Annotated in this window: 12 protein-coding genes and 1 pseudogene; 12 read left to right on the forward strand and 1 reads right to left on the reverse strand. The window is 55.9% G+C overall.

Annotated features, from left to right (window positions below):
• Positions 1-3 precede the first annotated feature (3 nt).
• From AC3Y5R_RS06880 to AC3Y5R_RS06910, 7 genes are all read left to right on the forward strand, one after another.
• Positions 4-2262, forward strand: coding sequence for a ComEC family protein (locus AC3Y5R_RS06880; protein ID WP_489920707.1), 2259 nt, complete (start codon positions 4-6; stop codon positions 2260-2262).
• A 34-nt stretch (positions 2263-2296) separates the two neighbouring features.
• Positions 2297-4045: a lipid A ABC transporter ATP-binding protein/permease MsbA gene (gene msbA / locus AC3Y5R_RS06885; RefSeq protein ID WP_489920708.1), complete on the forward strand. Its 1749-nt coding sequence runs from the start codon at positions 2297-2299 to the stop codon at positions 4043-4045.
• On the forward strand, positions 4042-5022 hold the full coding sequence (lpxK, locus tag AC3Y5R_RS06890; RefSeq protein ID WP_489920709.1) for a tetraacyldisaccharide 4'-kinase: 981 nt from the start codon (positions 4042-4044) through the stop codon (positions 5020-5022). Before msbA ends, lpxK begins: the two co-directional genes overlap by 4 nt.
• A gap of 58 nt (positions 5023-5080) precedes the next feature.
• A complete protein-coding gene (locus AC3Y5R_RS06895) occupies positions 5081-6289 on the forward strand; it encodes a winged helix-turn-helix domain-containing protein (RefSeq protein WP_489920710.1) in 1209 nt (402 codons plus the stop codon).
• Positions 6290-6371: 82 nt separating this feature from the next.
• Positions 6372-6554, forward strand: a complete 183-nt coding sequence (locus tag AC3Y5R_RS06900; protein ID WP_158784293.1) for a Trm112 family protein — start codon at positions 6372-6374, stop codon at positions 6552-6554.
• The gene (kdsB, locus tag AC3Y5R_RS06905) at positions 6551-7297 is read left to right on the forward strand and encodes a 3-deoxy-manno-octulosonate cytidylyltransferase (RefSeq protein ID WP_489920711.1); all 747 of its coding nucleotides are present in this window, start codon (positions 6551-6553) and stop codon (positions 7295-7297) included. The genes AC3Y5R_RS06900 and kdsB overlap by 4 nt, the downstream gene beginning before the upstream one ends.
• Before the next feature lie 102 nt (positions 7298-7399).
• Positions 7400-8293, forward strand: coding sequence for a YcbJ family phosphotransferase (locus AC3Y5R_RS06910; protein WP_489920712.1), 894 nt, complete (start codon positions 7400-7402; stop codon positions 8291-8293).
• Here the strand turns inward: AC3Y5R_RS06910 and elyC are convergent.
• Positions 8270-9049: an envelope biogenesis factor ElyC gene (gene elyC / locus AC3Y5R_RS06915; protein ID WP_489920713.1), complete on the reverse strand. Its 780-nt coding sequence runs from the start codon at positions 9047-9049 to the stop codon at positions 8270-8272. The two genes, AC3Y5R_RS06910 and elyC, sit on opposite strands and share 24 nt — an antisense overlap.
• 128 nt (positions 9050-9177) lie before the next feature.
• On the opposite strand from elyC, the gene cmoM reads away from it, so the two are divergent.
• The 5 genes and pseudogenes from cmoM to ldtD form a co-directional block, all read left to right on the forward strand.
• Positions 9178-9966, forward strand: coding sequence for a tRNA uridine 5-oxyacetic acid(34) methyltransferase CmoM (cmoM, locus tag AC3Y5R_RS06920; protein ID WP_489920714.1), 789 nt, complete (start codon positions 9178-9180; stop codon positions 9964-9966).
• Complete coding sequence (gene mukF / locus AC3Y5R_RS06925; protein WP_158784288.1) at positions 9959-11281, forward strand: chromosome partition protein MukF; 1323 nt, start codon at positions 9959-9961, stop codon at positions 11279-11281. The genes cmoM and mukF overlap by 8 nt, the downstream gene beginning before the upstream one ends.
• Positions 11262-11978 (forward strand): chromosome partition protein MukE, encoded by a 717-nt coding sequence (gene mukE, locus AC3Y5R_RS06930; RefSeq protein WP_158784287.1) that lies wholly within the window; start codon positions 11262-11264, stop codon positions 11976-11978. Before mukF ends, mukE begins: the two co-directional genes overlap by 20 nt.
• Positions 11971-16431 (forward strand): chromosome partition protein MukB, encoded by a 4461-nt coding sequence (gene mukB, locus AC3Y5R_RS06935; RefSeq protein ID WP_489920715.1) that lies wholly within the window; start codon positions 11971-11973, stop codon positions 16429-16431. The genes mukE and mukB overlap by 8 nt, the downstream gene beginning before the upstream one ends.
• A gap of 319 nt (positions 16432-16750) precedes the next feature.
• Positions 16751-18415, forward strand: a pseudogene (ldtD, locus tag AC3Y5R_RS06940) (L,D-transpeptidase); the annotation flags it as partial.
• Between the last annotated feature and the right edge of the window lie 113 nt (positions 18416-18528).

Below are 18528 nucleotides of genomic sequence, written 5' to 3' on the forward strand. Positions count from 1 at the left end.
GCGATGCCTTACAGCCTGAGCCGCCTGGCGATGTGGATAATCGCCGCGACGCTTCCCCTTTGCTTTCTTCCCCACTTGCCGGAAGCGAAATATGACCTGCTCTGGATCATTATTGCCGTTTCCCTGAGCAGCAGTCACTGCCGGATGCTGAAGGAAGGGGCGATTTTATTACTGCTCTTTCTGTGGGCCATTTCGCCCGCGCGAACCTTACTGCAACAAGTTGAGTTTCTGACATCGAGGCCACAGGAGGCGATGGTCAGGATTGAACAGCTTCAGCCGGATCGGGTCAAACTCAGGATCCTCAGTATCGCGGACAGGCAGATCTTCCCGCCGATTTATGCCACGGTCAGCTTTCCGCAACACGAGCAGCCACTCTGTGCTGGCCAGCACTGGCAGATGAAACTCAGGCTGAGAGCGGTGCATGCACGGCTCAACGAAGGCAGTTTTGATTCACAGAGATATGCGTTAGCCAACAGTACGCCACTGACGGGCAAGATTCTGTCCCTGCAACCAGTTGAAACTGGCTGCAGCTGGCGTCAGCAGGTTATTCGCAGCAGTCAGCAGCGTTATGGTGAGCTGCCATGGCAGGCAATGATTACTGCGCTGGCATTTGGCGAACGTGGTGACGTCAGTCGGGAAATGAATCAGTTACTGAGGGAGACCGGCACGGCACACCTGATGGCAATCTCCGGAATGCATATCGGTCTGGCCGCCAGTCTGGGCTGGCTGATTGCCCGTGGGATCCAGATAGCGTTGCCCGCTCACCGGATTGGATACCGTTTTCCGCTGTTGTTCAGCCTGCTGGTCGCCATGGCTTATACCTGGCTTTCAGGCGGGAATCCGCCTGCCGCGAGGGCAATGCTGGCTCTTGGCGTGTGGAGTGTGCTGCGACTGCGTGGTAAATGCTGCAGCAGTTGGCAGGTATGGAGAGTTTGTATAGGCTGTATTTTGCTTTTTGATCCGCTGAGTATGCTGTCAGAGAGTCTGTGGCTGTCGGCAATGGCGGTAGCCGGGCTGCTGTTCTGGTATCACTGGTTTCCTCTGTCGCGGCGGTTTGTGGGTAAGAAACGCTGGCTGGTGGTGCAACTGTTGCATTTGCAACTGGGGATGTTCCTGCTGCTGATGCCGTTGCAGATGCTGATTTTTCACGGCATCAGCCTGAGTGCTTTGGTCGCGAACCTCTGGGCGATCCCGGTCATCACTTTACTGACGGTACCGCTAATCCTCTGCGCGACGGTAACCAATATGATCCCATCCGTCAGTGAACTCCTGTGGTGGATGGCTGACCGGACTCTCGAGCTGGTCTTCATTCCGCTCCGGGCATTACCGGCTGGCTGGGTTACGGTGAACTCTCAGATTTTATGGCTGAGCCTGCTGGCCTGGATGGCGGTGGTGGTCTGGCGTTTCTGCTGGTGGCGGAGCTCACCGGCCACGGCACTCAGCCTGTGCCTGTCGCTGCTGCTGTGGCGAATGAACGTGAAGGTGCCTGACTGGCGGCTGGATATGCTTGACGTCGGGCATGGTCTGGCGGTAGTGATATCTCGGCACAACAGCGCGATCATCTACGACACCGGAAACCGCTGGGATGGCGGAGACGCAGCAACCAGCCAGATCCTGCCGTGGCTGAAATGGCAGGGAATGGATGTTGAGCAAATCATCCTCAGTCACGATCATCTGGACCATTCCGGCGGGCTGGAAAGTCTGGTCAAAATATTCCCCCAAGCGACCCTGCGCAGTGATACGGGCAGGTCGGGGCATTTGCCGTGCCATAAAGGGGTGGGCTGGCAATGGCAATCGTTAAATTTTCAGGTGCTGTGGCCGCTAAAGCGTGAAGCGCAGTCTGGCAACAATCAGTCCTGTGTGATTGCCGTTAGTGATGGTAAATGGCGCGTGTTGCTGACAGGGGACATTGAAGCACCGGCGGAGCTGAAAATGGTCAGTATTTATCGCGATCGGCTCCGGTCAGATATCTTACAGGTTCCCCATCATGGCAGCGGAACGTCCTCTTCGCCGCCCTTGCTCAGGGCAGTGGCAGGGCGGGTAGCACTGGCCTCTGCTGCCCGATACAGCGCGTGGAAACTGCCCGCAGAACGTGTTATCAGGCGCTATGCGGAGAACCAGTATCGCTGGTATGACACGGCGGTGAACGGACAGATCCGCGTACAATTTTTCAACGATTACTGGATGGTTTCAGGGTTAAGAGAACAAATATTACCCCGTTGGTACCATCAGTGGTTTGGCGTACCACGTTATTCCAGGTAGAATGAGCGGCTATTTCAATTGAACTGGTTAAATAATGCATCAGGATAAAGATCTCTCCACCTGGCAGACATTCCGTCGCCTCTGGCCAATGATCAAACCTTTCAGAACGGGGTTGATTGTGGCTGCGGTAGCGCTGGTACTTAACGCGGCGGGCGATACACTAATGCTGTCACTGCTGAAACCGTTACTGGATGACGGTTTCGGTAAGGCGAACTCTTCGGTTCTGATCTGGATGCCACTGGCCGTTATCGGTCTGATGTTGATTCGTGGTGTGACCAGCTATATTTCCAGCTACTGCATCTCCTGGGTGTCGGGTAACGTGGTGATGTCGATGCGTCGCCGCCTGTTCAGCCATATGATGGGGATGCCGGTCGCCTTTTTCGACCAGCAGTCAACCGGGACCCTGTTGTCCCGTATCACCTATGACTCCGAGCAGGTTGCGTCCTCCTCTTCCAGCGCGCTGGTGACTGTGGTTCGTGAAGGTGCGTCGATCATCGGCCTGTTTATCATGATGTTCTACTATAGCTGGCAGCTGTCGCTGATCCTGATCTTGCTGGCACCGATCGTCTCTTTTGCTATTCGCACGGTTTCCAAACGTTTCCGTAATATCAGCAAAACCATGCAGAACACCATGGGGCAGGTCACCACCAGCGCTGAGCAGATGCTGAAAGGGCACAAAGAAGTGCTGATTTTCGGTGGTCAGGAAATCGAGAGCGAGCGCTTTAACCGCGTGAGCAACCGCATGCGTCAGCAGGGGATGAAGCTGGTTTCTGCTTCTTCTATCTCTGACCCGATTATCCAGCTGATCGCTTCTCTGGCACTGGCCTTCGTCCTCTATGCTGCAAGCTTCCCGAGCGTGATGGAAACGCTGACTGCCGGTACCATTACCGTGGTCTTCTCCTCAATGATCGCGCTGATGCGCCCGCTGAAATCGCTGACCAACGTTAACGCCCAGTTCCAGCGCGGGATGGCAGCTTGCCAGACGCTGTTCTCGATTCTGGACAGTGAGCAGGAAACCGATACCGGCACCCGCACCATTGAGCGTGCTAAAGGCGATGTGGAATTCCGTAACGTCACCTTTACCTATCCGGGCCGTGAAACACCGGCGTTGCATAACATCACTCTGTCGATCCCTGAAGGGAAAACGGTGGCGCTGGTGGGACGCTCCGGCTCTGGTAAATCCACCATAGCCAGCCTGATGACCCGTTTTTACGATATCCAGCAGGGCGAGATCCTGATGGACGGTCACGATTTGCGGGAATACACCCTCAGCTCGCTGCGTAATCAGGTCGCACTGGTCTCGCAGAATGTTCACCTGTTCAACGATACGGTTGCCAACAATATCGCCTATGCACGAAGCGAAAAATACACGCGCGAGGATATTGAGAAAGCCGCAGTGATGGCGCATGCCATGGACTTCATCAATAAGATGGATAAAGGTCTGGACACGGTCATTGGCGAGAACGGCGTGCTGCTTTCCGGCGGTCAGCGCCAGCGTATTGCCATTGCCCGCGCGCTGCTGCGCGACTGTCCGATCCTGATTCTGGATGAAGCGACTTCAGCGCTGGATACCGAATCAGAGCGTGCCATTCAGGCGGCGCTGGATGAACTGCAGAAAAACCGTACTTCGCTGGTCATCGCGCACCGTCTTTCCACTATTGAAAAAGCCGATGAGATTGTGGTGGTAGAGGACGGTCATATCGTTGAGCGCGGCTGCCATGCTGACCTGCTGGAGCAAAGAGGGGTTTATGCTCAGTTGCACAAAATGCAGTTTGGCCAATGATTGAGAGGCTCTGGAGTGGCCGTTCAGCACTGTATGTGCTGCTGCTGCCACTCAGTTGGCTGTACGGGCTGATTTCGACGCTGATCCGTCTCAGCTACACCCTGGGCTGGCGCAAGGCCTGGCGGGCACCCGTACCGGTGGTTATCGTAGGGAATCTCACCGCAGGCGGCAACGGCAAAACGCCTGTTGCAATCTGGCTGGTACAGGCATTGCAGCAGCGCGGTCTGCGGCCCGGCGTGGTTTCCCGTGGTTACGGTGGCAAGGCTGAGTATTATCCCCTGGTCCTTAACGACCAGACTTCCACCCGGCAGGCGGGTGATGAGCCGGTGCTGATTTACCAGCGTACAGGTGCCCCTGTTGCGGTTTCCCCGGTCAGAAAAGAGGCTGTTCAGGCTCTGCTGGAGGGCGGTGAAGTGGATGTGATCATCACTGACGACGGCCTGCAGCATTATGCCCTGGCGCGGGATTTTGAAATTGTGGTGGTGGACGGTCAGCGGCGCTTCGGCAATGGCTGGTGGCTGCCTGCCGGGCCGATGCGTGAAAGTGCTTCCCGTCTGAAAAGCGTTGATGCAGTGATCGTCAATGGTGGCAATGCTCAGCCAGGCGAGCTGCCAATGCAGCTGAAGCCAGGGCTGGCGGTAAATCTCATTACAGGTGAAACAGTTCCGCTGAACGAGCTGGAAAATGTGGTGGCAATGGCGGGTATTGGTCATCCCCCCCGTTTTTTTGCCACGCTCCGTCAGCAAGGGGTCGTGCCGGTCAGAGAGGTGCCGTTTGCCGATCATCAGGATTACACTCAACCTCAGCTGGCTTCCCTGGTGTCCGCAGGAGAGATATTGCTGATGACTGAGAAAGACGCGGTCAAAGCCCGGCATTTTGCTGCGGATAACTGGTGGTATCTGCCGGTTGATGCGCAGCTGCCGCAGGCTGAAAGTGATGCCTTACTGAACAGGATTGTCGCGCTTCAGGTTAAATAGTTGCTAACACACTGAATAAACGCGCTAAACTTAATGCATCTTTTTATTAAGGTGCGCTATGTCTTCTCCCTCGCTCACACTGAATCAGGCTCGTCAACTGCACCTGGCTGCCCAGGGACTGCTGCGTCCGGCCAGGCGCAAAGCCCGCTTTGAAGATCTTCTGACCACGATCCGCCAGATGTCGCTGCTGCAGATTGACACTATCCACGTGGTGGCGCGCAGTCCTTACCTGGTCTTGTTCAGCCGCCTGGGCGACTATCCGCAGGCCTGGCTTGAGCAGGCCCTTTCCGGCGGCAACCTGTTTGAATACTGGGCGCATGAAGCCTGCTTTATTCCCAGCGAAGACTATCCCTTGCTGCGGCATCGTATGCTCAATCCGCAGCATATGGGCTGGAAATACAACAGCGAGTGGGTGGAAAACTGGCAGCAGGAGATCACCGAACTGCTGGAATATATTGCGCAGAACGGACCGGTAAGATCGGCTGATTTCGCTGCACCTGAAGGGCAGAAACCGGGCTGGTGGGCGTGGAAACCTCATAAACGGCACCTGGAAAATTTATTCACTGCCGGTGAGTTGATGGTTACGGAGCGGCGTAATTTTCAGCGGGTGTACGATCTTCGCCAGAATGTGTTGCCGGACTGGAATGATGAACTGCACGCGCTGGAAGAGGGTGAGGCCATGCAGCAGATGCTGCAAAACAGCGCCGCCAGCCTGGGCCTGTTTCGTGCCGCCTGGCTGCCGGATTACTACCGCCTGAAACGTGCGCCGGTGAAAGCTGCTCTGGCAAGCTGGCTTGAAACTGGCGAAGTCATTCCGGTCGGGGTGGAAACATTAGGAGAATGTTATCTGCATCACTCGCTGTTGCCTCTGCTGGAAGCCATCCCCCGAGCCACTCATACCACATTGCTTTCCCCTTTTGATCCGGTGGTATGGGATCGCAAGCGGGCGCTGGAACTTTTTAACTTTGATTACCGCCTCGAGTGTTACACACCGGAAGAAAAACGTCAGTACGGTTATTTTGTGTTGCCCATTCTGCATCGTGGGGCGCTGAAAGGGCGGCTGGATGCAAAAATGCTGCGCAAGGAGAAGGTGCTGCTGATTAGGCAGATCTGGCTGGAGCGAAATGTGCAGGTGAGCCAGGCGCTGCTGGATGATGTACAGCAGGCGATTTTACGCTTTGCACGTTGGCAGGGAGCCGTATCAGTGGTGCTGGATAAACTGCCTCCAGAGCTGGCTGCCGGGTGGCAAAAAAACTGGCTGGTGTAACACCTTAAGCGCGGAGTAACCTTCCGGTGCCGAGCTATGATATTCTGACAGCCTGTCTGACCGGGTCCACAAGGGAGATACCATGGATCACCGCTTACTTGAAATCGTTGCTTGCCCTGTCTGCCACGGCAAGCTGTATTACATCAAAGACCAGCAGGAACTGATCTGCAAACCCGATGGGCTGGCTTATCCGGTGCGCGACGGCATTCCTGTGCTGCTGGAGACGGAAGCGCGATCGCTGACGCTTGAAGAGATCCACCCATGAGTTTTGTTGCCATTATCCCGGCACGCTTTGCTTCCACGCGGCTGCCGGGGAAACCGCTGGTAGATATTCACGGTAAGCCGATGGTGGTGCATGTGATGGCGCGTGCGCTGGAGTCGGGTGCTGAAAGAGTGATCGTGGCGACCGATAATGAAGACGTGGCCCGCGCTGTTGAGGCCGCCGGTGGTGAAGTCTGTATGACCCGCCCCGATCATCATTCCGGCACGGAAAGACTGGCTGAAGTCATCGAACGCTATCAGTTCTCCAATGAGACGGTGATCGTCAACGTGCAGGGCGATGAGCCCTTGATCCCACCGGTTATTATCCGTCAGGTTGCTGATAACCTGGCTCAAAGTACCGCAGGTATGGCAACGCTGGCGGTACCGATTGAGTCGGCCGAAGAAGCCTTCAATCCTAATGCGGTGAAGGTGGTGATGGATGCGCAGGGCTACGCTCTCTATTTCTCCCGCGCCACTATCCCGTGGGACCGTGAGCGCTTTGCTGCCTCGCGTGAGACGGTAGGCGATAACTTCCTGCGTCATATCGGTATCTACGGATACCGTGCCGGATTTATTCGTCGCTACGTTAGTTGGGAGCCAAGCCCGCTGGAGCAGATTGAGCTGCTGGAGCAGCTGCGTGTGCTGTGGTACGGCGAGAAAATCCACGTGGATGTCGCCAAAGCAATCCCGAGCGTGGGAGTTGATACGCCGGAAGATCTGGCCCGCGTGCGGGCAGCTATGCAGTAATTATCCGGGGCATTTATCGGCCCCTTTGCTCTGCTTCTGGCACCCTGGGAATAAAATGGCAGTCCGGCCTGTGGTGAAGCCTGTGTAACTAAGGAGCAGCAGATGGAACAACTTCGTTCAGAACTCTCGTTGGTGCTGGGCGAGACGCTCAGCCGTCTCGAATGCATCAGTGAACAACCCTATGCCAGTCTCTGGTCGCTGTATGACGGGCAGGGCCACTCTCTGCCGCTGGTGGCAAAATACTACAACGTAAAAGGTATCGCTTCTCAGGAAGCCTACAAGCTGTCGATGCTGGCCCGCGACAGCACCATCCGCATGCCAACGGTGTATGGCCTGATTATCAGCCAGCAGCAGCCGATGCATGAAGTGCTGTTGATTGAGCGGATGGGGGGTGTTTCCGTGGAGGCACCGACCCGCACGCCGGAGCGCTGGCTACAGCTACAGGATCAAATTGTTGAGGCGCTCCTCGCCTGGCATCGTCTCGACAGCCATGGTCTGGTCGGCAATGTTGACAGCACCCAGGAAAGTCACTGGGCCGTGTGGTATGCGCAACGGGTGGAAGTGCTGTGGTCAACGCTGGGTTTTTTGCGGCCAGAAGCGCTGACGATGGAAGAGCGGCAGGTGCTGTTTCGCAGCCGCCAGAACCTGGAACATCTGTTTGATGATTTTGACGATCCCTGCGTGCTTGTTCACGGTAATCTGTCGTTGCGCAGCATGCTGAAGCAGGCCTGGAGCGATGAACTGCTGTCAATTATCAACCCTGGCACCGTGCTGTGGGCCCCGCGCGAATACGATCTCTTCCGGTTAAATGAAGAAGGTCCGGCGGAGTCGCTGCTTTTTCACTATCTGAAACAGGCTCCGGTCGCCGAAGGCTTTATCACCCGCCGCTGGCTTTACACGCTGTGGGATGAAATGGGCCGGTTGATCCAGGCCGGCCAGTTCGATCGAAAACGTTTTGATCACGCAGCAGCATCACTGCTTCCCTGGCTCAACTGACGGCGCGGTCATTGTTTGCCACAGGCGGCCCAGCGTCTCGTAAATCGCCCGATCGCTGTGACTCAGCCACAATGGCGAAGGAATGGCCTTTTCCCAGAAGTTCAGTGGGGACGTTATCGCCAGCTGGTTAGCCGGGGCAGGCAATGGATTCAGTCCCTGCTGCCGGAAGAAAATCATCGCCCGTGGCAGATGAGAGGCCGATGTCACCAGCAGAAATGGCCGGTTGCCGACCACTTTTGCTACTTCACGGGCTTCCTGACTGGTGTCACGCGGTTTGTTGAGCGTGATGATATCGCCGGGAGGTACACCCAGCGATTGAGCCACGCGGGAAGTGACCTCTGCAGAGCTGACCGGGTTATTCTGCGCCGCCGCGCCGGTAAAGATCATCTTCGCCCCCGGATTTTCCCGCCACAAACGAATCCCTTCTGCTAACCGCGGCAGGCTGTTATTCAGCATGTTTGAGCTGGGTGCCCAATTTTGATCCCACGTATAACCGCCGCCGAGTACCACTACATAATCCACTTTCTGGCTGCCCTGCCAGGTGACATAACGATTTTCAATCGGTTTCAGCAAACTATCTGCAACGGGTTGCAGGCTGATCAGCATCAAGATCAGCCAGGCAGAAGAGAGGATAATTTTGCCGGTTTTCTGCCAGCGGCTGAACCAGAGCAACAAAAGCCCTGCTGCCATCAACAACAGCAGGAAAGGCAAGGGCAGCAACAGACCGCCGGCCACTTTTTTAAGCGCAAAAAACATGAAAACGGACTCCTGTTGTCCGAAAAAACACCACCCGAATGCGAAGCAGCGACTGGAAGGTTCATTCTCCGCCAGTGTATGCCAAAATAGACCGCAGATTCACCCATCAAGCAGGCCGGAGACCGATCATGCAGGATCGCAACTTTGATGATATTGCGGAAAGATTTTCGCAGAACATCTACGGTACCACCAAAGGCCGTATTCGCCAGGCCATAGTCTGGCAGGAGCTGGACGAGATTTTAGCCACGCTACCGCAACGGGCACTGCAGGTGCTGGACGCCGGTGGCGGTGAAGGGCAGACCGGTTGCGGACTTGCCGCGAAGGGCCATCAGGTTTTACTCTGCGATTTGTCCGGTGAGATGTTGCAGCGCGCCCGCCTTCACGCAGAAGAAAAAGGTGTGAGCGATAACATGCAATTTAAACAAATTAGCGCGCAACAGGTCGGTCAACATTTGGATAAGCCCGCCGATCTGGTATTGTTTCACGCTGTGCTTGAGTGGGTGGCAGAGCCTGAAGCAGTTCTGGCTGCGTTATATGACACGCTGGCCCCTGGTGGCGTGCTCTCGCTGATGTTTTATAACGTCAACGGGCTGATGATGCAGACCCTGGTGCTGGGCAATTTTGGCTACATGCAGGCCGATTTGCGCAAGCGGAAGCGAAAAACGCTGTCGCCGGACTACCCGCGCGAACCTGAACAGGTTTATAGCTGGCTGGAAGAGGCCGGATTCACGGTGGAAAATAAAACCGGTATCCGCGTCTTCCATGACTACATGCGCGACAAGCACAAACAGACTGAACGCTTTAAGGAAATTCTGGCGCTGGAAAAACGCTTCTGCCGTCAGGAGCCATTTTTAAGTTTGGGCCGTTATATCCACGTTACAGCACGGAAACCCATAAACAGGACGAACTATGAGTGAATTTTCCCAGACTGTACCGGAACTGGTTGCCTGGGCGCGAAAAAATGATTTTTCGGTCACGTTACCTACCGAACGTCTGGCATTTTTGCTGGCGATTGCCACCCTGAACGGGGAGCGCATGGATGGCGAAATGAGCGAGGGTGAACTGACCGACGCATTTCGTCACGTCAGCGAAGGGTTTGAACAGACCAGCGAAACCGTTGTGGTCCGCGCCAATAACGCCATCAATGATATGGTGAGGCAGCGCCTGCTCAACCGTTTTACCAGCGAACACGCGGAAGGCAATGCTATCTATCGCCTGACGCCGCTGGCTATCGGCATCACCGACTATTACATCCGCCAGCGTGAGTTCTCCACGTTGCGCCTCTCCATGCAGCTGTCCATTGTGGCTGGCGAGCTGAAGCGTGCGGCCGATGCGGCAGATGAAGACGGCGATGATTTCCACTGGCACCGTAACGTGTTCGCGCCGTTGAAATACTCGGTGGCGGAGATTTTTGACAGTATCGATATCACCCAGCGCATCATGGATGAACAGCAGCAAGCGGTGAAAGATGATATTGCGCAACTGCTGAATAAAGACTGGCGCGCGGCGATCGAAAGCTGCGAGCTGTTGCTGAATGAAACGTCCGGCACGCTGCGCGAGCTGCAGGATACGCTGGAGGCGGCAGGCGACAAGCTGCAGGCAAACCTGTTGCGGATTCAGGATGCCACCATGAGCAGCCCTGATCTCGGTTTTATCGATAAACTGGTCTTCGATCTGCAGAACAAACTCGACCGCATTATCAGCTGGGGTCAGCAGGCAATTGACCTGTGGATCGGCTACGATCGCCACGTACATAAATTTATCCGTACCGCGATTGATATGGATAAAAACCGCGTTTTTGCCCAGCGTTTGCGTTTGTCGGTACAGAACTATTTCGACAGCCCGTGGGCTTTAACCTACGCCAATGCGGACCGTTTGTTTGACGTGCGTGATGAAGAGCTGGCGCTGCGTAACGAAGAAGTAACCGGCGAGTTACCTTCCGAACTGGAATATGAAGAGTTCAACGAAATTCGTGAACAGCTGGCGGCGATGATTGAAGAGGCGCTGGCGTTTTACAAAGCGCAGCAAAAACCGCTCAATCTGAGTGCGGTGATGCGCGAATATCTGACGCAGTATCCAAGAGCCCGTCATTTTGACGTGGCCAGAATTGTCGTCGATCAGGCCGTGCGTTTAGGCGTGGCCGAAGCAGATTTCTCCGGCCTGCACGCAGAGTGGCAGGTCATTAATGATTACGGAGCCAAGGTACAGGCGCATGTCATCGATAAATATTGAACAAGTGATGCCGGTAAAACTGGCTCAGGCGCTGGCTAACTCCCTTTTTCCGGCGCTGGACAGCCAGCTGCGTGCCGGTCGCCATATTGGCATTGAAGAGCTGGATAACCACGCCTTTCTGATGGACTACCAGGAATATCTGGAAGAGTTCTATACCCGCTATAACGTCGAGCTGATCCGCGCTCCGGAAGGATTCTTCTATCTGCGTCCGCGCTCAACAACGCTGATCCCGCGCTCGGTGCTTTCCGAGCTGGATATGATGGTCGGCAAGATCCTCTGCTATCTCTACCTCAGCCCGGAACGTCTGGCGAATGAGGGGATCTTCACCCAGCAGGAGCTGTACGATGAGCTGCTGTCGCTGGCGGATGAAAGCAAGCTACTGAAGCTGGTAAATCAGCGTTCAACAGGGTCTGACCTTGACCGCCAGAAGCTGCAGGAAAAAATGCGTGCTTCGCTGAACCGCCTGCGCCGTCTGGGTATGGTGTGGTTTATGGGCAACGACAACAGCAAATTCCGCATAATTGAGACGGTTTTTCGCTTCGGTGCGGATGTCCGCAGCGGCGATGATGCCCGCGAAGCTCAGCTGAGAATGATCAGGGATGGTGAAGCAATGCCAATTGAAGGCGGCCTGGCACTAAACGACGAAACCGATGAGGACAGCAATTCGTCCGACAACGCGGAGAATGAGAATGATTGAACGCGGTAAGTTTCGCTCCCTGACGCTGATTAACTGGAACGGTTTCTTTGCCCGAACCTTCGATCTTGATGAGCTGGTCACCACGCTGTCAGGCGGTAACGGGGCCGGTAAATCAACCACCATGGCGGCTTTCATCACCGCGTTGATCCCCGATCTGACGCTGCTGCACTTCCGTAACACCACGGAAGCAGGGGCGACCTCTGGTTCGCGTGATAAAGGTTTGCACGGTAAGCTGCGCCCGGGTGTCTGTTATGCCGCGCTGGACGTGGTCAACTCGTTGCACCAGCGCGTGATCGTGGGTGTGCGACTGCAGCAGGTCGCCGGTCGTGACCGCAAGGTGGATATCAAGCCGTTCAGTATTCACGGTCTGCCGATCAGCATCAACCCGACGGAAATTCTGACCGAGACGGTTAATGCCCGTCAGGCACGTGTTCTGCCGCTCAGCGAACTGAAAGAGAAGTTCGAGGCGATGGAGAGCGTTCAGTTTAAGCAGTTCAACTCGATCACTGATTACCATTCGCTGATGTTCGATCTGGGGATCGTGGCGCGTCGTCTGCGCTCGGCCGCCGATCGCAGCAAATACTATCGCCTGATTGAGGCCTCGCTGTACGGCGGGATCTCCAGTGCCATCACCCGCTCACTGCGTGATTACCTGCTGCCGGAAAACAGCGGCGTGCGTAAGGCCTTCCAGGATATGGAAGCCGCGCTGCGTGAAAACCGCATGACGCTGGAAGCGATTCGCGTCACGCAGTCCGATCGCGATCTGTTTAAGCATCTGATCTCGGAAGCGACCAGCTATGTGGCCGCCGACTATATGCGCCATGCTAACGAGCGTCGTATTCATCTCGATGGCGCTTTGCTGAACCGTGGCGAACTGTTCGGCAGCCGCCGACAGCTGGCCGCAGAGCAGTATCGTCATGTCGAAATGGCGCGCGAACTGGACGAACATAATGGCGCGGAAAGCGATCTGGAAATGGATTATCAGAGTGCCAGCGACCACCTGAATCTGGTGCAGACGGCAATGCGTCAGCAGGAAAAAATCGAGCGCTATGAAGGTGATATCGATGAGCTGACCTACCGTCTGGAAGAGCAGAACGAGGTGGTGGCCGAAGCGCGGGAAGTACAGGAAGATAACGAAGCGCGTGCTGAAGCGGCCGAGCTGGAAGTGGATGAGCTGAAAAGTCAGCTGGCCGATTACCAGCAGGCGCTGGACGTGCAGCAGACCCGTGCCATTCAGTATCAACAGGCCCTTGCTGCTTTGCAGCGTGCGCAGCAGGTTTGTCAGATCCGCGATCTCAGCGTGGAAAATGCCGAAACCTGGCAGGAAACCTTCCAGGCGAAAGAGCAGGAAGCGACTGATAAGCTGTTGATGCTTGAGCAGAAGATGAGCGTGGCTGATGCGGCGCACAGTCAGTTTGAGCAGGCGTTTGAACTGGTGACCCGCATCGCCGGGCCGGTCAGCCGCAGTGAGGCTTACCAGACCGGTCGTGAACTGCTGCGTGACGCCAGCAACCAGCGCTATCACGCTGAGCAACTGCAGTCACTGCGTGCGCGCCTGTCCGAAATGGAACAGCGACTGCGTGAGCAGCAGGATGCCGAGCGTCTGCTGAATGAGTTCTGCAAGCGCCATGGCCAGCAGTACGATCCCCAGGAGCTGGAAGGACTGCAGCACGAGCTGGAGGCACAGATTGAGCAGCTTTCCGAAAGCGTCTCTGAGGCCGGTGAGCGGCGAATGGAGATGCGTCAGGAGCTGGAGCAGGTGCGCGAGCGCATTGCCCGCCTGACCAAACAGGCCCCGCACTGGCTGGCCGCGCAGGAAATTCTGACCCAGCTCAGCGAGCAGACGGGACAGTCGCTGGAGAACGGCCAGCAGGTTACCGAGTTCATGCAGCAGCTGCTGGAGCGCGAGCGCGAAACCACCGTTGAGCGTGACGAAGTCTCCACCCGCAAGCGTGAAGTTGAAAAGCAAATCGAGCGTCTCAGCCAGCCGGGCGGAGCAGAAGATGCCCGCCTGAATCACCTTGCTGAGCGTTTTGGCGGCGTACTGCTGTCAGAAATTTATGATGATGTGACCATCGAAGATGCGCCGTACTTCTCCGCACTTTATGGGCCTGCGCGTCATGGCATCGTGGTGCCGGATCTGTCGCTGGTCCGCGATCTGCTGGATGGCCTCGAAGACTGTCCGGAAGATCTCTACCTGATTGAAGGGGATCCGCAATCCTTCGATGACAGTGTGTTCAATGTTGAAGAGCTGCAAAAAGCGGTGGTGGTCACTGGCGATCGTCAGTGGCGTTATTCGCGCTTCCCGAAAGTGCCGCTGTTTGGCCGTGCAGCTCGTGAAAATCAGCTTGAACTGCTGCATGCCGAGCGTGAAACGCTGGCGGAACGCTACGCCAATTTGTCGTTCGACGTACAGAAAACGCAGCGTCTGCACCAGTCGTTTAGCCGCTTTATCGGCAGCCACCTGGGCGTGGCGTTTGAGCCAGACCCTGAAGCGCAGATCCGTACTCTCAGCAGCCGCCGCGGCGAGCTGGAGCGTGGATTGACCGCGCACGAAAGCGAAAACCAGCAGCAGCGCCAGCAGTTTGACCAGGCGAAAGAGGGCGTTGCGCAGCTAAACCGCCTGATGCCTCGCGTCAGTCTGCTGATGGATGAAACCCTGCAGGACCGCTACGACGAAATTCTTGAGCGCCTGGATGAAGCCCAGGAAGCCGCGCGCTTCCTGCAGCAGCACGGCAACCAGCTGGCGAAGCTGGAGCCGTTGATTTCCGTTCTGCAGAGCGACCCGGAACAGCACGAACAGCTGAAGCTGGATTACCAGCAGGCGCAGCAGGTTCAGCGCGATGCGCGTCAGCAGGCCTTTGCAATCACTGAAGTGGTTCAGCGTCGTGCGCACTTCAGCTACGTTGACTCCGCCGGGATGCTGGACGGCAACAGCGATCTGAATGAAAAACTGCGTCAGCGCCTTGAGCAGGCCGAGTCCGAACGTGCCCGTGCCCGTGAGCAGATGCGGAGTCATCAGGCACAATTGACTCAGTACTCTCAGGTGCTGGCGTCGCTGAAAAGTTCTTACGATGCCAAGTGTGACATGCTGAAAGAACTGCAGCAGGAAATGCAGGACATTGGCGTCCAGGCTGATGCCAGCGCTGAAGAGCGTGCGCGTCTGCGCCGTGATGAGCTGTACACAGCCATGAGCAACAACCGCGCACGCCGTAATCAGCTGGAAAAACAGCTGACCTTCTGCGAAGCGGAGATGGATGCACTGCAGAAAAAACTGAAGCGTGTGGAACGTGATTATCACCAGGGCCGTGAGCAGGTCGTCAGCGCTAAAGCGGGTTGGGTCGCAGTGTTACGCATGGTGAAAGATAACGGCGTGGAGCGTCGACTGCACCGTCGTGAGCTGGCCTATCTGGGCGGCGACGAACTGCGTTCAATGTCGGATAAGGCGCTGGGTGCTCTGCGTCTGGCGGTGGCGGATAATGAACATCTGCGCGACGTGCTGCATCTTTCCGAGGATCCTAAACGCCCTGAGCGTAAGATCCAGTTCTTTATCGCGGTCTATCAGCACCTGCGCGAGCGTATCCGTCAGGACATCATCCGCACCGATGACCCGGTTGAAGCCATCGAGCAGATGGAAATCGAGCTGGGCCGACTGACGGAAGAGCTGACCGCCCGCGAACAGATGCTGGCAATCAGCTCACGCAGCGTGTCGAACATTATCCGCAAAACCATTCAGCGTGAGCAGAACCGTATTCGCCAGCTGAACCAGGGGCTGCAGAGCGTCAGCTTCGGTCAGGTGCACAGCGTTCGTCTGAACGTGAACGTGCGCGAGTCCCATGCGACGCTGCTGGATGTGCTGTCCGAACAGCACGAGCAGCATCAGGATCTGTTTAACAGTAACCGCCTGACCTTCTCCGAAGCGCTGGCGAAGCTGTATCAGCGCCTGAACCCGCAGGTCGATATGGGCCAGCGTACGCCGCAGACCATTGGTGAAGAGCTGCTGGACTACCGTAACTACCTTGAGATGGAAGTGGAGGTTAACCGTGGTTCTGACGGCTGGCTGCGTGCGGAAAGTGGTGCGCTGTCTACCGGTGAGGCGATCGGTACCGGGATGTCGATTCTGGTGATGGTGGTGCAAAGCTGGGAAGAAGAGTCCCGTCGCCTGCGTGGTAAAGACATTTCACCGTGTCGTTTACTGTTCCTGGATGAAGCGGCGCGTCTGGATGCCAAATCCATTGCCACGCTGTTTGAACTTTGTGACCGCCTGGAAATGCAGCTGATTATCGCTGCGCCGGAAAATATCAGTCCGGAGAAGGGGACCACCTACAAACTGGTGCGTAAGGTTATTAATAATACCGAACACGTTCATGTCGTTGGGCTGCGCGGGTTCGCTGCTGAACCCGCGGCAGCGAATTCGTCAGCGGAACAGGAGAGCCAGCAGGCTTCATCCTGACCCGAACAGATGAAATTATCCGCTGACAGATATGGAAAAAAAACTGTCAGCGCATTAATCTGGGCACGGCGTTTGTCGCTTTTACGGCAAATGCCGTTTTCTTTTTCTATACTGATAACAATGGCTAATCATCACACAGTCATCGTCTTTTCAGACACTTTACAGGAGGCAAGGGATGTTGCTGACAAAAATACTATTTGCAAGGTTAACACTGCCGGGCAGTTGCCTGGTGCTGGCGTTTGGGCTGGCGATGCCAGCAGTGGCGGGTATTCCTCCGGTCTCCGCTCCCGCTACGGCGTCTTATAATGCCGTCCAGGCACAGTCACAGCTGTTATCAGCCTTCCAGAATGGTTATCGCCCGTTCTTCCTTAACGCGCTTGCCCCATTGTATGCCTCTAACGGAATGCAGCCTATGTGGCAGGATCGCCAGGCTGTACAACAATTTCAACAGCAGCTGGCCGAAGTGGCGATTTCCGGCGTGCAACCGCAATTTACCCAGTGGGTGAAAGTGCTGACCGACCCTGCAGTAACCGGCATGGCCCGCGACGTGGTGCTGTCTGATGCGATGCTGGGTTACCTGCGGTTTGTCTCCTCTGTGCCAGCCAAAGGCGAAACCTGGCTGTACAGCAACGTGCCCTACAAGCTTGAAGTACCGACAATGTCGACAATCAACCAGTGGCAGCATGCGGTGCAGCAGGGTAACAGCGGCGTTTTCGTCACTTCACTGGCTCCCCGACATCCGCAATATGTGCCGATGCATCAGGCGCTGAAGGCTCTGCTGGCCGATAATCACCCGTGGCCGCAGCTCACCGCAAAACAGACGTTGCGTCCTGGTCAGCTGAGTGATGATATTCCGGCGCTGCGGGAAATTTTGCAGCGTACCGGGATGATGACGCCAGGTAGCGATGCTCCGAAACCTGGTGATGATGCGGTGCCAACCACCAGCGTTCCTGCCTCTTTTGTTGATGAGGAAGCGGTGGTCAGCCCGTCAGCGGCACCGGTAAATGATAGCGTGCAGGCCAACACTCCGCAGCCTGTCGGTCAGGTGCAGGAAGCCTCTCCGGCCGATCCTACCCATATTTATTCCGCCGATCTGGTTGAGGCTGTGAAGCGCTTTCAGCGCTGGCAGGGGCTGGAGGCAGATGGGGCTATTGGTGTTCGCACGCGCGAATGGCTGAATGCTTCACCTCAGCTGCGTGCATCGTTGTTGGCGCTGAACATTCAGCGTCTGCGCCTGCTGCCGGATGATATGCATAATGGCATCATGGTTAACATTCCCAACTATTCGCTGATTTATTACCTCAACGGTAATCAAATTCTTGCTTCACGAGTGATTGTGGGACGGCCAGATCGTAAAACTCCGCTGATGCGAAGCGCGTTGAATAACGTAGTGCTTAACCCACCCTGGAACGTGCCTACCACTCTGGTGCGTCAGGACATTGTGCCTAAAGTGAAGCAGGATCCGACATATCTTTATAAGCATAACTATACGCTGCTGTCGGGCTGGAGCAGTGATGCGGAAGTGATAGATCCGACCATGATTGACTGGCGGTTGGTGTCGGCGGCATCTTTCCCTTATCGCATCCGTCAGGCTCCGGGTGCCACTAACTCGCTGGGTCGTTATAAATTCAATATGCCCAGCTCAGATGCGATTTATCTGCACGATACGCCAAATCATAATTTGTTCCAGAAAGATATCCGGGCATTAAGCTCCGGCTGTGTGCGTGTCAATAAAGCGTCCGATCTCGCTAACCTGCTGTTGCAGGATGCAGGCTGGAATGACACGCGGATCTCCAGCACCCTGAAAGAAGGGGATACCCGTTACGTGCCCATCCGGCATCGTATTCCGGTTAATCTCTATTATCTGACAGCCTGGGTTGCGGATGACGGTAAGCCTCAGTTCCGCACAGATATTTACAATTATGATATCACCGCACGCTCAGGCGCTCAGGTGATGGCCGCAGCTGGTCAATTATTGCTCTAATTGTTGATTCATCAGGATTTAGGTACCACCGCTACGGAACGGCATTATGGCGGGCGCGACACAGGCTTTGTGAATTGTCGCGCCCGTCACATTTCACGGGTTGACTCCGCATT

The organism is Erwinia sp. 009765445 (genome assembly GCF_058137865.1).